The organism is Geodermatophilus sp. SYSU D00742, from assembly GCF_054049935.1.
In genome coordinates this window covers 1-14,641 of record NZ_JBJGYJ010000057.1, presented here as the reverse complement: position 1 = coordinate 14,641, position 14,641 = coordinate 1, and the positions used below count along the sequence as shown (strand labels likewise).

Annotated in this window: 11 protein-coding genes and 1 pseudogene; all 12 read left to right on the top strand. The window is 76.8% G+C overall.

Features of this window, described 5'->3' with window-relative positions:
* Positions 1 to 345: 345 nt before the first annotated feature.
* Entirely contained in the window at positions 346 to 1,323 is a 978-nt protein-coding gene (rsmH, locus tag ACI78V_RS22415; protein ID WP_456854904.1) for a 16S rRNA (cytosine(1402)-N(4))-methyltransferase RsmH, read from the top strand.
* A gap of 343 nt (positions 1,324 to 1,666) precedes the next feature.
* The gene (locus tag ACI78V_RS22410; protein ID WP_456854902.1) at positions 1,667 to 2,116 is read left to right on the top strand and encodes a hypothetical protein; all 450 of its coding nucleotides are present in this window, start codon (positions 1,667 to 1,669) and stop codon (positions 2,114 to 2,116) included.
* Positions 2,117 to 2,118: 2 nt separating this feature from the next.
* On the top strand, positions 2,119 to 3,945 hold the full coding sequence (locus ACI78V_RS22405) for a peptidoglycan D,D-transpeptidase FtsI family protein (RefSeq protein WP_456854900.1): 1,827 nt from the start codon (positions 2,119 to 2,121) through the stop codon (positions 3,943 to 3,945).
* A gap of 115 nt (positions 3,946 to 4,060) precedes the next feature.
* Positions 4,061 to 5,635, top strand: a complete 1,575-nt coding sequence (locus ACI78V_RS22400; RefSeq protein ID WP_456854897.1) for a UDP-N-acetylmuramoyl-L-alanyl-D-glutamate--2,6-diaminopimelate ligase — start codon at positions 4,061 to 4,063, stop codon at positions 5,633 to 5,635.
* A gap of 76 nt (positions 5,636 to 5,711) precedes the next feature.
* Positions 5,712 to 7,103, top strand: a complete 1,392-nt coding sequence (locus ACI78V_RS22395; RefSeq protein ID WP_456854895.1) for a UDP-N-acetylmuramoyl-tripeptide--D-alanyl-D-alanine ligase — start codon at positions 5,712 to 5,714, stop codon at positions 7,101 to 7,103.
* Positions 7,100 to 8,179, top strand: a complete 1,080-nt coding sequence (gene mraY / locus ACI78V_RS22390) for a phospho-N-acetylmuramoyl-pentapeptide-transferase (RefSeq protein WP_456854893.1) — start codon at positions 7,100 to 7,102, stop codon at positions 8,177 to 8,179. Before ACI78V_RS22395 ends, mraY begins: the two co-directional genes overlap by 4 nt.
* Positions 8,180 to 8,421: 242 nt before the next feature.
* Positions 8,422 to 9,843 carry a putative lipid II flippase FtsW gene (gene ftsW / locus ACI78V_RS22385; RefSeq protein WP_456854891.1) on the top strand — a complete coding sequence of 474 codons (1,422 nt, stop codon included), beginning with the start codon at positions 8,422 to 8,424 and terminating at the stop codon, positions 9,841 to 9,843.
* Complete coding sequence (murG, locus tag ACI78V_RS22380; RefSeq protein WP_456854888.1) at positions 9,840 to 10,934, top strand: undecaprenyldiphospho-muramoylpentapeptide beta-N-acetylglucosaminyltransferase; 1,095 nt, start codon at positions 9,840 to 9,842, stop codon at positions 10,932 to 10,934. The genes ftsW and murG overlap by 4 nt, the downstream gene beginning before the upstream one ends.
* Before the next feature lie 73 nt (positions 10,935 to 11,007).
* On the top strand, positions 11,008 to 12,465 hold the full coding sequence (murC, locus tag ACI78V_RS22375) for a UDP-N-acetylmuramate--L-alanine ligase (RefSeq protein ID WP_456854886.1): 1,458 nt from the start codon (positions 11,008 to 11,010) through the stop codon (positions 12,463 to 12,465).
* Complete coding sequence (locus tag ACI78V_RS22370) at positions 12,462 to 13,265, top strand: cell division protein FtsQ/DivIB (RefSeq protein WP_456854884.1); 804 nt, start codon at positions 12,462 to 12,464, stop codon at positions 13,263 to 13,265. The genes murC and ACI78V_RS22370 overlap by 4 nt, the downstream gene beginning before the upstream one ends.
* Before the next feature lie 142 nt (positions 13,266 to 13,407).
* Positions 13,408 to 13,992: a peroxidase-related enzyme gene (locus ACI78V_RS22365; protein ID WP_456854882.1), complete on the top strand. Its 585-nt coding sequence runs from the start codon at positions 13,408 to 13,410 to the stop codon at positions 13,990 to 13,992.
* A gap of 361 nt (positions 13,993 to 14,353) precedes the next feature.
* Positions 14,354 to 14,641, top strand: a pseudogene (locus tag ACI78V_RS22360) (cell division protein FtsZ); the annotation flags it as partial.

Here is a 14,641-nt window from a genome sequence, read left to right as displayed (position 1 = left end):
CCCCCCCCCCCCCCCCCCCCCCCCCCCCCCCCACCACCCCCCCCCCCCCCCCCCCCCCCCCCCCCCCCGCCCCCGCCCCCCCCCCCCTCCCCGGTCGCGGACGGCCCGGGCCTCTCCGTCCCCGCGGGGCACCACCTGGCGTACTTCCCCGACGCCAGGCGGGCCCCGCGGGGGGCGGGCCGGCTCCACCCGCCCCACTGGGCCCCACCGGCCCCACTGCGCCCCACCCCTCCGAACCGGTCCCGAAACGCCCGCGACGCTCCACCCGCCGACCACCGCCCCGCGTCACCATGGACGGGCCCCCGGGCCCTGCGCCCACCCGACCCGTTCGAGGAGCAGTCGACGATGAGCAGCACCGAGCCCGTGCGGCCCGCGGTGCACGTCCCCGTCCTGCTCGAGCGGGTCAGCGAGCTGCTGGCCCCCGCCTGCGCTGCGGAGGGTGCCGTCCTGGTCGATGCCACCCTCGGCCTGGCCGGGCACTCCCTCGCCCTGCTCCGGGCCCATCCCGGCCTGCGGCTGGTCGGCCTGGACCGCGACCCCGACGCCCGCGCCGAGGCCGCCCGCCGGATCGAGGCCGCCGGCTGCACCGACCGGGTCACGCTCGTGCCCGCCGTCTTCGACGAGCTGCCCGACGTCCTGGACCGGCTCGGCGTCGAGGAGGTGCAGGCGGTGCTGTTCGACCTCGGCGTCTCCTCCCTCCAGCTGGACCGGCCCGACCGTGGTTTCAGCTACGCCGCCGACGCCCCGCTCGACATGCGGATGGACCCCGCCGCCCCCCGCACGGCCGCCGACGTGGTCAACACCTACCCCGCCGGCGACCTCGCCCGCGTCCTGCGGGTCTACGGCGAGGAGCGCTTCGCCGCCCGCATCGCCCGTGCCATCGAGCGGGAGCGGGCCCGCGAGCCGTTCACCCGCACCGGGCGCCTCGCCGAGCTGGTGCGGGCCTCCATCCCCGCCGCCACCCGCCGCACCGGCGGACACCCGGCCAAGCGGACGTTCCAGGCGCTGCGCATCGAGGTCAACGACGAACTCGGCGTGCTGGAGCGGGCCCTCCCGGCGGCGATCGAGGCCCTCGCCGTGGGCGGGCGCATCGCCGTCATCACCTTCCACTCCCTCGAGGACCGGATCGTGAAGCAGACCCTCGCCGCGGGCGCCACCGACCGCACCCCGCCGGAGCTCCCGGTGCCGCTGCCCGAGCACGGGCCCACCCTGCGCCTGCTCACCCGCGGCGGCGAGGCCCCGTCGGAGGAGGAGACCGCGGCCAACCCCCGGGCCGCCTCCGCCCGCGTCCGGGCGGCCGAGCGCATCCGGCGGGCCGCGTGACCGGGGGGACGCCGTGAGCGCGGCCGCCCGCGCGGCAGGCACGCCGGAACCCCGCCCGCCCCGCACCGGGACGCCCCCCGAGCCGCGGGCCCCCCGCGCCGGTACGGCCGCGCGGCGCAGCGCACCCGCCCCTACGCGCACCCCGGCGACCGGTGCCCGCGCGGCCACGGCGACCGCGGAGGCCACCTCCGGGACCGCAGCCGCACGTCCGGCGCCGGCCTCCCGCCCGCCGGCGTCCGCTGCCCACACCGCACCGCCGCCCCCCGGCGCCCCGGCCGCCCTGCCCACCACCGGCTCGGTCACCCCGATCCCGGCCCGGCCGGCCCGCGCCCACACCGCACCGGTGCGGGTCGGCGCGCTCCGCGCCCGCCCGCCGCGCGCCCACGCCACCGGCCCCGTGCCGCGGCCCGCACCGGCTCCCCCGGCGACCCGCGTCCGGCGCGCGGTGCTGGGCACCCGCCGCGCGCCGTTCGTGCTGTTGGTGGTGGGGATGCTCGTCGCGACCACCCTGGGCCTGCTGATCCTCAACACCGCGATCGCGGTCAACTCGCTCAAGGCCACCCAGCTGGCGGCGGCCAACGCCGACCGCGAGCAGGAGGTGGAGCGGCTGGAGCAGCGGGTCGTCGCCGGCGGCACCGCCGCCGCGCTGGCCGCGGCCGCCACCGCCGCGGGACTGGTGCCCGCCGGCCCTGCCGGTCACCTCGTCATCGGGGAGGACGGCACGGTCACCCTGCGGGGCGAGCCGGTCCCCGCGGAGGCCCCCGCCCCGGCCGAGCCCGGCGCGGGGGGCTGAGCGTGCCCACCGCACCCCGGCCGCCGTCCCCCGGCCGGCGCCCCGCCGACCGCGCCACGCCCCGCGGTGGGTCGGGCGCCTTCGTGCCCCGCCGCCCGCCCGGCAGCCGCCGCGTCGCCGGGTCGCTGCGCCCCGGCGCCCGCCGGCTCACCGTCGGCCTGGTACTCGTCGTGGTCCCGCTGCTGGTCGTCATGGGCAAGCTGGTGCTCCTGCAGGGCGTGGACGGTGGCGACTACGCCGCGGCCGCCACCCAGGACCGGCTGCGCAGCTACCCGATCGCCGCCCTGCGCGGGCAGGTGCTCGACCGTGAGGGCAACCCGCTCGCCTACACCGTCGAGGCGTCCCGGGTGGTCGCCGACCCCACCGTCGTCGCCGACCCCGCGCGCACCGCGCTCGCGCTCACCACGCTGCTCGACGTCCCCGTCTCCGAGCTGACCGACCTGCTCTCCCGCGACAGCCGCTACGTCGTGCTCGCCGGGCAGGTCTCCCCGGAGACCGTCGACGCCATCGACGGCCTCGGGCTCGGCGGCATCTTCTTCGAGGACGACCCCGTGCGGCTCTACCCGGCCGGGGTCACCGCCGGACAGGTCGTCGGATTCGTGGGCCGGGACGGCGACGGGCTGGCCGGCATCGAGCAGGCCTTCGACGAGGAGCTGGCCGGGTCCGACGGCGAGCGGCGGGTCGAGGTGGGCTCCGGTGGCCACCCGATCCCCTCCGGCATCGACGAGTCCACCCCGGCCACCGACGGCCAGACGGTGGAGCTGACCCTCGACGCCGATCTGCAGTTCGTGATGGAGCAGCGGCTCGGCGAGGCCTGCCACGACGGCGCCACCACCCGCGCCTCGGCCGTCGTCCTCGAGGTGCACACCGGGGAGGTCGCCGCCATGGGCTCCTGCCCCGGCTACGACCCGGGCGCCGCCGCGCGGACCGATCCGGAGCTGCTGGGCAACCCGGTCGTCTCCGACGTCTTCGAGCCCGGCTCGGTGATGAAGGCGGTCACCCTCGCCGCCGCCCTGGAGGAGGGCGTCGCCACGCCCGACACCGTCCTGACCGTCAACGGGCACATCCAGGCCGGGGACGCCGTGGTGACCGACGCCCACGACCACGCGCCGATCGACTGGACGGTCACCGGCATCCTCGCCAAGTCCAGCAACGTGGGCACGATCATGCTGGCCCGCGAGGTGGGGGACACGAAGCTGGAGGAGTACCTGCGGGCGTTCGGCGTGGGCAGCCGCACGGGCATCGAGCTGCCCGGCGAGAGCGCCGGCATCCTCGAGGAGGCCGAGGACTGGGAAGCCAGCCGCGCGGCCAACGTGGCGATCGGCCAGGGCGTGTCGGTCACCACCCTGCAGATGGCCTCGGTGTACCAGGCGATCGCCAACGGCGGGGTGCGCGTCGAGCCGCGCGTGGTCGACTCCGTCGGCGGGCGGGCCGCCCCGGCCCCGGAGGACACCCGCGTGGTCAGCGAGTCGACCGCCGACCGCATGGCCTACATGCTCGAGGCCGTCGTCGGCCCCGGCGGCACCGCGCCGCTGGCGCAGGTCGACGGCTTCCGGGTGGCCGGCAAGACCGGCACCGCCCAGCGGGCCAACCCCGAGTGCGGCTGCTACGCCGGCGGGGGGTACGTGACCACCTTCGTCGGCTTCGCGCCCGCCGACGACCCCCAGTACGTCGTCGCCGTCGACCTGGAGCGGCCGACCAGCTCCGCCGAGGGCGGCCAGGTCGCCGCCCCCGTGTTCGCCGACATCATGCGCCAGGCGCTCACCGCCGACGGCATCGTCCCGTCGGGGACGCCGCGCCCCGAGTTCGACCTCACCGGCCCGGAGTGAGCACGGACCCCGTCCTCGTCACCCGTCGTCCGGCCGGCCCGGGAACGGGACCGGTCCGCCGCTCCTGCGTGTGGTGCGGCGGGCCGCACCCGGCCCGCCGGTAGATTGGAGCCCCGTGACCCCGACCGCGGACGGGTCGGCGCCCCGCCCGGCGGGCACCACCCCGCCGACTCCCCACCCGACGCTCGCCGACCTCGGCGACCTCGTCGGCGCGCCCGTGCAGGGCGACGCCGCGACGCCGGTCTCCGGCGTCACGCTGGCCTCCGGTGAGGTCGGCGCGGGCGACCTCTACGCGGCCCTGCCCGGGGCCCGGACCCACGGCGCGCGCTTCGCGGCCGACGCCGCCGCCCGTGGCGCGGTGGCCGTGCTCACCGACCCCACCGGCCGCGAGCAGGCCTGCGCCACCGGGCTGCCGGTCTGCGTCGTGGACGACCCGCGCGCCCTGCTGGGCGCCGTCGCCGCCCGCGTGTACGGCGAGCCGGGTCGGCGGCTGCAGGTCATCGGCATCACCGGCACGAACGGCAAGACGACGACCAGCTACCTGGTCGAGGCGGGGCTGGCCGCCGCGGGCCGCGGCACCGGCCTGATCGGCACCGTGGAGACCCGCACCCGCGGCCGGGCCGACGACGGCTCGCCGACGGTCACCACGCTGCCCAGCGTCCGGACGACGCCGGAGGCGCCCGCCCTGCACGCGCTGCTGGCCCGCATGGCCGACTCGGGCGTGCAGACCGTCGTCATGGAGGTCTCCAGCCACGCGCTGGTGCTGGGCCGGGTCGGGGGCGTCCCGTTCGCCGCCGCCGGCTTCACCAACCTCGGCCGCGACCACCTGGACTTCCACACCGACCTCGAGGACTACTTCCTCGCCAAGGCCCGCCTGTTCGACGGCCGCGCCGCGGTCGAGGTCGTCGACGTGGACGACCCGTACGGGCGGCGGCTGACCGGGATGCTCGGCGGCCGCCGCGCGGTCACCGTCTCCGGCCGGGGCTCCGCCGCCGACTGGACGGCCACCGACGTCGGCGTCACCCCGGACGGCGGCTCGTCGTTCACCCTCACCGGGCCCGGCGGGCGCACCTGGGCGGCCCGCGTGCGGTTGCCGGGCGCGTTCAACGTCGCCAACGCCGTCCTGGCCGTGGCACTGCTCGACGCCGTCGGCGTGCCGGTCGAGACGGCGCTCACCGGGCTGGCGGAGACCGTCGTCCCCGGCCGCATGGAGCCGGTGGACGCCGGTCAGCCGTTCGTCGCCGTCGTCGACTACGCCCACACCCCCGACGCGGTCGCCACCGCCCTGGCCGCGCTCCGTGCCGCCACCCCCGGCCGGGTCGTGACCGTGCTCGGGTGCGGCGGCGACCGCGACCCCGGCAAGCGGGCCGCGATGGGGGCGGCCGCGGCCCTCGGCAGCGACCTGCTGGTGGTCACCGACGACAACCCCCGCTCGGAGGACCCCGCCGCCATCCGCGCGGCGATGCTCGCCGGCGTTCCCGCCGACCGGCGCGGCGACGTCCTCGAGATCGGCGACCGGCGCGCGGCGATCGCCGAGGCCGTGGCCCGCGCCCGGCCCGGGGACGCCGTCCTCGTGGCCGGCAAGGGCCACGAGACCGGCCAGGAGGTGGCCGGCACCCTGCACCCGTTCGACGACCGCGCCGTGCTGCGCGAGGCCCTCACCCGGGCCGGAGTGGAGCCCCCCACATGACCGAGCCCGCGAGGTCGCACGAGGACGGTGCACTGACCGGCACGGGGCCGGCGAGCGCCGGCGAGGAGACCCCGTGATGGCGCTGACCCTGTCCGAGGTCGCCGAGGCGGTGGACGGCCGGCTGACACCGGACGCCGCCGGCACCGTGACCGGGAAGGTCACCGTCGACTCCCGCACCGTCGCCCCCGGCGACCTGTTCGTCGCCGTGCCGGGGGAGCGGGTCGACGGCTCCGACTTCCTCGGCGCGGCCGCGGCCGCCGGCGCCGTCGCCGCCCTCACCACCCGCCCGGACCAGGCGCTGCCCTGCGTGGTCGTCGACGACCCGGTCGCCGCGCTCGGCCGGCTGGCCGCGGCCGTGCACGCCCGGCTGGTGGCCGGCGGCCTGACGACGCTGGGCATCACCGGCTCGTCCGGCAAGACCTCCACCAAGGACCTGCTGGGTCAGGTGCTCAGCGCCGCCGGCCCGACGGTCAGCCCGCCCGGCTCGTACAACAACGACATCGGCCTGCCGCTGACCGTCCTGGCCGCCGACGGATCCACCCGGTTCCTGGTGCTGGAGATGGGGTCCCGCGGGCCCGGGCACATCGCCCGCCTGTGCGGCGTGGCGCGTCCGCACGTCGGCGTCGTCCTCAACGTCGGCTCCGCCCACCTCGGCGAGTTCGGCTCCCCGGAGGGGATCGCCGCCGCCAAGGGGGAGCTGGTCGAGGCCCTGCCGGCCGACGGCACCGCCGTCCTCAACGCCGACGACCCCCGCGTGCTGGGCATGCGGCCGCGCACCCGCGCCCGCGTCCTGACCACCGGGCTCGCCGACGACGCCGACGTCCGCGCCGTGGACGTCACCCTCGACGGAGCGGGCCGCCCCGCCTTCACGCTCGTCGTGGGGGAGGAGCGTCACCCCGTGCACCTGCAGGTGGTCGGCGCCCACCAGGTCGGCAACGCGCTGTCCGCGGGGGCGGCCGCCCTCGCCGCCGGGATGACCGTGGGCGACGTCGCCGCCGCGCTGTCGGCGGCCGGACCGCGCAGCCGGTGGCGCATGGAGGTCACCCGCCGCCCCGACGGCGTCACCGTGGTCAACGACGCCTACAACGCCAACCCCGAGTCGATGCGCGCCGCCCTGGCGGCCCTGACCGGGTTGCCGGGGCAGCGGCGGATCGCCGTCCTGGGCGGGATGGCCGAGCTCGGTCCCGGAGCGCCCGCCGAGCACGAGCGGCTGGGCCGGGACGCCGTGGCCGCAGGGGTGGACCTGGTCGTGGCCGTCGGACCCGATGCGGTAGGGATAGCCCGGGGCGCGTCGCGGGCCGGGGCGCGCGAGGGGGAGGGTGCGGTGCACGTGCCCGACCGGGCGGCTGCCCGGGAACTGCTGTCGGAGGTGCTGGTGCCCGGAGACGTCGTGCTGGTGAAGGCCAGCCGGTCCTACGGGCTCGAGGTGCTCGCCGCCGACCTGCTCGACGCCGGGGCAGGCGCGTGAAGTCCGTCCTCATCGCCGCCGCGTTCGGCCTGGTGATCTCCATCCTCGCCACCCCGGTGGCGGTGCACCTGTTCCGGCGCAAGGGCTTCGGCCAGGAGATCCGCGACGACGGCCCCGAGAGCCACCTGTCGAAGAAGGGCACGCCCACCATGGGCGGCACCGTCATCGTCGGGGCGACCGTCGGCGGCTACCTGATCGCGCACCTGTTCCTCGTCAACCAGCCCGGGCGCGGGGTCACCGCCAGCGGGCTGCTCGTGCTGTTCCTCATGGTCGGGCTGGGCACCGTCGGCTTCCTCGACGACTACCTGAAGATCCGGTACCGGCGCAGCCTGGGGCTGAACAAGACCGCCAAGCTGGTCGGGCAGCTGGTCATCGGTGTGGCGTTCGCCGTCCTCGCGATCAACTTCCCCGACACCGCCGGCACCACCCCGGCCTCGACGTTCGTGTCCTACGTCCGGGACATCGCGCCGCTGGCCCTGGGTCCGGTCGTGTTCGTGGTCCTGGCCTACCTGTTCATCGCCGGGTTCTCCAACGCGGTGAACCTCACCGACGGCCTCGACGGGCTGGCAGCCGGCTGCTCGGCCATGGTCTGCGGCGCCTACACGATCATCTCGTTCTGGCAGTTCACCCACGACTGCACGACCGCGGTGATCGACGGCTGCTACACCGTGCGCGACCCGCTCGACGTCACCCTCGTCGCCGCCGCCGGCATGGGCGCCTGCCTGGGCTTCCTGTGGTGGAACACCAGCCCGGCGCGGATCTTCATGGGCGACACCGGCTCGCTGGCCCTGGGCGGGCTGCTGGCCGGGTTGGCGATCGTCACCCGCACCGAGCTGCTGCTCATCGTCCTCGGCGGGCTGTTCGTCGCGGTCACCCTGTCGGTCGTCATCCAGGTGGCCTTCTTCCGGGCCACCCGGCGGCGGGTGTTCCGCATGGCGCCGCTGCACCACCACTTCGAGCTGGCAGGGTGGGCGGAGAACACGGTGATCGTCCGCTTCTGGCTGGTCACCGGCATGGCGGTGGCCTTCGGGCTGGGCCTGTTCTACGCCGACTGGCTGACCATCACCGGCCTGTGAAGAAGGACCGCCCTTCCCCCCACGCCTCGCGAGCTCGGCGCGGGCCCCTGAGGGGTGCCCGTTCCAGCACCCCGCCGATGCGACACGCCCCGTCGGTGTCCCGCACGGCGCACCTCACCGGCCACGATGACCGGATGGAGTCCACCGGCCCCCGCCCCGCGCCGGGCACGCGGCGGACCGCGGGCGCCACGCGAGGTGCCGCCCCGCGCCGCCTCCGGGGTCCGGCCTGGCTCGACGGCCCCATGACCAGCTGCCACCTCGTCGTCGGCGCGGCGGGCATGCTGCTGGCCATCGGCCTGGTCATGGTCTTCTCCGCCTCGGCGATCGAGGCCGCACTGAGCGACCAGCCGGCCTGGCGGCCCGGCGTCGACCAGGTGGTCTTCGCCTGCATCGGACTGGGCGCGCTGGTCGTCGCCCTGCGGCTGCCGGCCGGGCTGATCCGCCGCTGGGCGCCCCTGGCCCTGGTCGGGTCCGCGGTCCTCCTGCTGCTGGTGCTCGTCCCCGGCCTCGGGATGGAGCTCAACGGCTCGCGCGCCTGGCTGGACCTGGGCGTCACCCAGTTCCAGCCCTCCGAGTTCGCCAAGCTCGTCTTCGCGCTGTGGGGCGCGCACATGCTGGCCGTCCGCGACCGCTACCTGACGGTGAGGACGCTGCTGGTCCCGCTGCTGCCGGTGTTCGGCGTCCTGTCGCTGCTGCTGTACCTGGAGCCGGACTTCGGCGGGATCGTCAGCCTCGGCCTGGTCCTCGTCGGCCTGCTGTGGGGCGGCGGCATGCCGCTGCGCTACTTCGCCTGGGGCGCCGGCATCGCCGCGGCCGGCATCTGGGTCATGGTCCAGGCCGCGCCCTACCGGATGGAGCGGATCACCGCCTTCCTCGACCCGTTCGCCGACCCCACCGACTCCGGGTTCCAGGCCATCCGCGGCTTCTACGCGCTGGCCACCGGCGGCCTGTGGGGCGTCGGCCTGGGCAACAGCGCCATGAAGTGGAACCTGCTGCCCGAGGCGGAGTCGGACTACATCTTCGCGATCATCGGTGAGGAGCTCGGGTTTCTCGGGTGCCTGGTCGTGGTCACCCTCTACGGCGTGCTCGCCTACGCCGGCTTCCGGATCGCCCGTCGCTCGGCCGACCGCTTCGTCCAGCTGGCCAGCGTGGCGATCACCGTGTGGCTGGTCGGGCAGGCGGCGATGAACATGGGCTACGTCGTCGGCCTGCTGCCGGTCACCGGCGTCACCCTCCCGCTGATCTCCGCCGGCGGCACCTCCCTGGTGCTCACCCTGTTCATCGTCGGCCTGCTGATCCGCTTCGCCCGCAGCGAGCCCGAGGCCATCGAGCACCAGCGCCGCCGCACCCCGGGCCGGCTGACCCGCCTGCTCCTGCCGGTCCCCGAGCACGCCGTCGAGCCGGTCCGCCCACGTCGGCGGGCCCGTACCGAACCCGCCGGCCGGCCGGCCGGGCGGTCCGCGGAGCGGTCCCCCCGCGGGGGCGCCGTCTCCGGCAGCCGCACGGTGGCGCGCGTCGTCCCGGGCGCGCCCGGCCGTGAGCGCGGCCCGGCGCCGCGGGACCGACGCGCCCCGGACGCCCGCGGCCGCGGCGGGGACGGTCGCCGCCAGCCCCCACCCCGGGCGCGGAGCACCGCACCCGACCCACCCCGGAGGCCTCGATGACCAGCGTCGTCCTCGCCGGCGGCGGCACCGGCGGCCACATCGAGCCGATGCTCGCCCTCGCCGACGCGCTCCTGCGCCGCGGCGCCACGGGCGGGCTCCGGATCACCTGCCTGGGCACCGCCCGGGGCATGGAGACCCGGCTGGTGCCCGCCCGCGGCTACGACCTGCGGCTCATCCCGCCGGTGCCGCTGCCGCGCAGGCCCACCCTCGACCTGCTGCGGGTGCCGGGCCGGGTGCGTGCCTCGGTGGCCGAGACCCGGGCGCTGCTGCGCCAGCTGGACGCCGACGTCGTCGTCGGCTTCGGCGGCTACGTCGCCCTCCCGGCCTACCTCGCCGCCCGCCGCGCACGGGTGCCGGTCGTCGTGCACGAGCAGAACGCGCTGCCCGGGCTGGCCAACCGGATCGGCGCACGGCTGGCCGCCCGCGTGGCGGTCACCGTGCCGGGCACGCCGCTGCGCGGCGCCGAGCACGTCGGCATGCCGCTGCGGACGGCGATCAGCACGCTGGACCGCGCCGCCCGGCGGGCCGAGGCCCGCGCCGAGTTCGGTCTGGACGCCGACCGCCCGACGCTGCTGGTCTTCGGCGGCTCGCAGGGGGCGGCGTCGCTGAACCGGGCCGCCGTCGGCGCCGCCGACGCCCTCACCGCCGCGGGGGTGCAGGTGCTGCACGCCCGCGGGCCGAAGAACACCGACGTGTCCGTGCCCGCCCGCCCGGCGGGCAGCGCCCCCTACGTCGTCGTCGACTACCTGGAGCGCATGGACCTCGCCTACGCCGCCGCCGACCTGGCGCTGTGCCGGGCCGGCGCGGTCACCGTCGCCGAGCTGTCGGCCGTGGGACTGCCCGCGGCCTTCGTGCCGCTGCCCATCGGCAACGGCGAGCAGCGGCGCAACGCCCTGCCCGTCGTCGAGGCCGGGGGTGGCCTGCTGGTGGACGACGCCGACCTGTCGCCGTCCTGGATCGAGGAGCACGTCGTGCCGCTGGTGACCGATCCCGCCGCCCTCGCCGGGTACGCCGAGCACGCCGCGGCGGCCGGGTCCCGGGAGGCCGACGAGCGGCTGGCCGACATCGTGCTGGAGGTGGCCCGCACGTGAGCGAGCCCGCGAGCCCGCCCAGCACCACGGCAGTGCCGCGAACGCGGCCGACGAGCGTCAGCGAGGAGATCGCGTGAGTGCCGCAGCGGTGGCCGCGTGGACCGACCCGGTGCCCTCGCTGGCCGAGCTCGGGGCGGTGCACTTCGTCGGCATCGGGGGAGCCGGGATGAGCGGGATCGCGCGGATCCTGCTGGCCCGCGGCGTCCCGGTCTCCGGCAGCGACCGGCGGGACACCCCGACCCTGCTCGCGCTGCGGGCCCTGGGTGCCCGGGTCGAGCTGGGCCACGACGCGACGCACCTCGGCGACGCCGACACCGTCGTCGTCTCCACCGCGATCCGGGAGGACAACCCCGAGCTGGCCGCGGCCCGCGAGCGGGGCCTGCGGGTGCTCCCGCGGGCGGTGGCGCTGGCCGCGGTCATGGCCGGCAAGCGCAGCGTCGCCGTCGCAGGCACCCACGGGAAGACCTCGACCACCTCGATGCTCACCGTCGCGGTGCAGGCCTGCGGCGCCGACCCCTCCTTCGCCATCGGCGGTGACCTCAACGAGTCGGGCAGCAACGCGCACGCGGGGGAGGGCGACGTCTTCGTCGCCGAGGCCGACGAGAGCGACCGCTCGTTCCTGCTGCTCGCGCCGCACGGGGCGATCGTCACCAACGTGGAGGCCGACCACCTGGACAACTACGGCGACCTCGCGGCCGTCGAGGCCGCCTTCGACCGGTTCCTCGACACGATCGACCCCACGGGCTTCGTCGTCCTGTGCGCCGACGACCCGGGCTCGGCCCGGCTGGGCGGCGTGCCCACCCGCGCCCGCGTGCGCACCTACGGCACCGCCGAGGACGCCGACCTGCGACTGCTGGACATCGAGGTGGGGCCGGAGACCACCGCGTGGACCGCGGTCCTCGACGGTGAGGTGCTGGGCCGGGTGCAGATCCGGGTGCCCGGGGAGCACATGGCCCGCAACAGCGCCGCCGCCCTGCTGGCCGGCATCGAGCTGGGCCTGCCCGCCGACGGCCTGGTCGAGGGGCTGGGCCGGTTCGGCGGCGTGCACCGCCGGTTCGAGCTGAAGGGCGCCGTCGGCGGGGTGCGGGTCTACGACGACTACGCCCACCACCCGACCGAGGTCGAGGCGCAGTTGCGCGCCGCCCGTGCGGTCGCGGGCCCCGGACGCGTGGTCGTCGCCTTCCAGCCGCACCTCTACAGCCGCACCCGCGAGTTCGCCGCGGGGTTCGGCGCCGCCCTCGGCCTCGCCGACGAGGTGGTGGTCATGGACGTCTACGGCGCCCGGGAGGACCCCGTTCCCGGCATCACCGGGGCGATGGTCGCCGACGCCGTCCCGCTGCCGGCCGGGCGCGTGCACTTCGAGCCGTCCTGGTCGGCGGCGGCCCCGGCGCTGGCGCAGCGGGCGCGGCCCGGCGACCTCGTGATCACGATGGGGGCCGGCAACGTCTCCATGGTCGGCCCGGAGGTGCTGGAGGCGCTGCGGGCGCGGGTGACCGGATCGGTCGACGAGCCGGCGGGCCCGGACCGGTGAGCCGCTCCGGGACGACGACCCGCGACCGCTCCCGCGGCGCCGGGCCCGCTCCCGAGTCCGGACGCCGCACCGGGGCCACCGCCGTCCGCCGGCGCCCGGACACCCCGCGCGACCGCCGGCGGCGGCTGCTCCTGCGCGCCGGCCTCACCGCGGCCGTGCTGGCGTTGCTGGCCTGGCTGGTGTGGGGCAGCCCGGTGCTGGCGGTCTCCTCCGTGCAGGTCGACGGCTCCGACACGCTCACCGCCGAGGAGGTGGTCGAGGTGGCCGGGATCGCCGAGGGCACCCCGCTGCTGCGGGTGGACGTCGACGCGGCCGAGGCACGGGTGGGCCGGCTGCCCCAGGTGGCCTCGGTCGAGGTGACCCGCGGGTGGCCGCGCAGCGTCGTGGTCACGGTGGTCGAGCGGGTGCCGGTCGCGGTGGTCGAGCAGGCCGGCACCCGGAGCCTGGTCGATGCCGACGGGGTGCTCTTCGACACGGTCACCGGTGCCCCTCCGGCCGGCGTCGTGCCCCTCGACGTCCCCGCCCCCGGGTCCGGGGACCGCACCAGCCGCGCCGCGCTGGCCGCGCTGGTCGCCCTGCCCGGCGCGGTCCGTGCGGAGGTCGCCGCCGCCTCGGCCACCACCCCGGAGGACGTCACCCTGAGGCTGACCGACGGCACCACGGTGCTGTGGGGGAGCGCCGAGGACGCCGGGGACAAGGCCGACGTCCTCGTCGCCCTGCTGGGTCAGCTGGCGTCTGGGGCGTTGGAACCGGCGGGCACCATCGACGTGAGCGCGCCGTCCGCGGTCGTCCTGCGCTGAGGGCGGACGCTGGCCTCCCCTCCGTGGGACCACCCGCCCCGCGCCGGCTCAGGACGGTGCCCCGGGGCCGGGTGGGCCTCCGGGCCGGCGGCCGGTGCCGGACGAGTGGCCGCCCACGGCCGGTGCGGGGCAGGGTGGCCCGGTGAGCGACTCGCCGATCAGCCGGTTCCCCGTCCCGTCCCCCGACCAGCTGGCCCCGGAACTCCGGGAGCGGTACGCCGACGTGCAGGAACGCTCGGGCTTCCTGCCCAACGTCTTCGGCGCGCTGGCCTGGCGCCCGGCGGAGGCGGCAGCGTTCTTCGCGCTGCACGACGCGCTGATGGACAAGGAGACGCCGGGCCTGTCGAAGGCCGACCGCGAACTGGTCGTGGTGGCCACGAGCGCCGCCAACGACTGCCTGTACTGCGTCGTCGCGCACGGGGCGATCGCCCGCATCCGGGCCCGCGATCCGCACATCGCCGACCAGGTGGCCGTCGACTGGCGCAAGGCGCCGCTGTCGCCGCGGCTGCACGCGGTGCTGGAGGTGGCCGTCCGCCTGGCGGTGGAGCCGGCGGCGGTGACCGCCGCCGACCTGGAGGGTCTGCGCGGGCACGGGCTCACCCAGGACGACGTCTGGGACGTCGGCGCCATCGTGTCCCTCTTCGCGCTGTCCAACCGGCTCGCACACTGGGCGGCGATCCCGCCGAACAGGGAGTTCTACCTCATGGGCCGGTTGCCCCGGGAGTGACCGAGGCGCTCGCGCAGCGTGTCACGCCGGCTCCGCACCGCCCTGGTCAACGGGACGGACGACACGCGCAGGTGCGCGACACGCCCGACGCGCGGATTCACTTTGGCCGGTTCCTGCTGGTCGGCGTGTCAGCCCCCTCGACCTGTCCATGAGACGTTCCGGGCGCGCGTCGTCACACTCAGTGGTGCGAGTGTGACCACGGGGTCGCCCGAGATCGGTGTGGTTCCGCTCTGTCGACACGCCGGTCGCCGGAGGGTGTTTGTAGGGGCTGCGCAGCCCCATCTAACTTCGTCCGCGTCGACCCAGTTGACATAACTATAAGGCTTTACTTGAGGATGAGGGTCGAGGTCGGGAGCCCCACATGACACCTCCGCACAACTACCTCGCGGTCATCAAGGTCGTCGGCATCGGCGGCGGCGGGGTGAACGCGGTCAACCGCATGATCGAAGTCGGCCTCAAGGGGGTCGAGTTCATCGCCATCAACACCGACGCCCAGGCGCTGTTGATGAGCGACGCGGACGTCAAGCTCGACGTCGGCCGCGAGCTGACCCGCGGGGGGGGGGGGGGGGGGGGGGGGGGCGGGGGGGGGGGGGGGGGGGGGGGGGGCCGGGGGGGGGGGGTGGGGGTGGTGTCTGTGGGGGACCTCGTG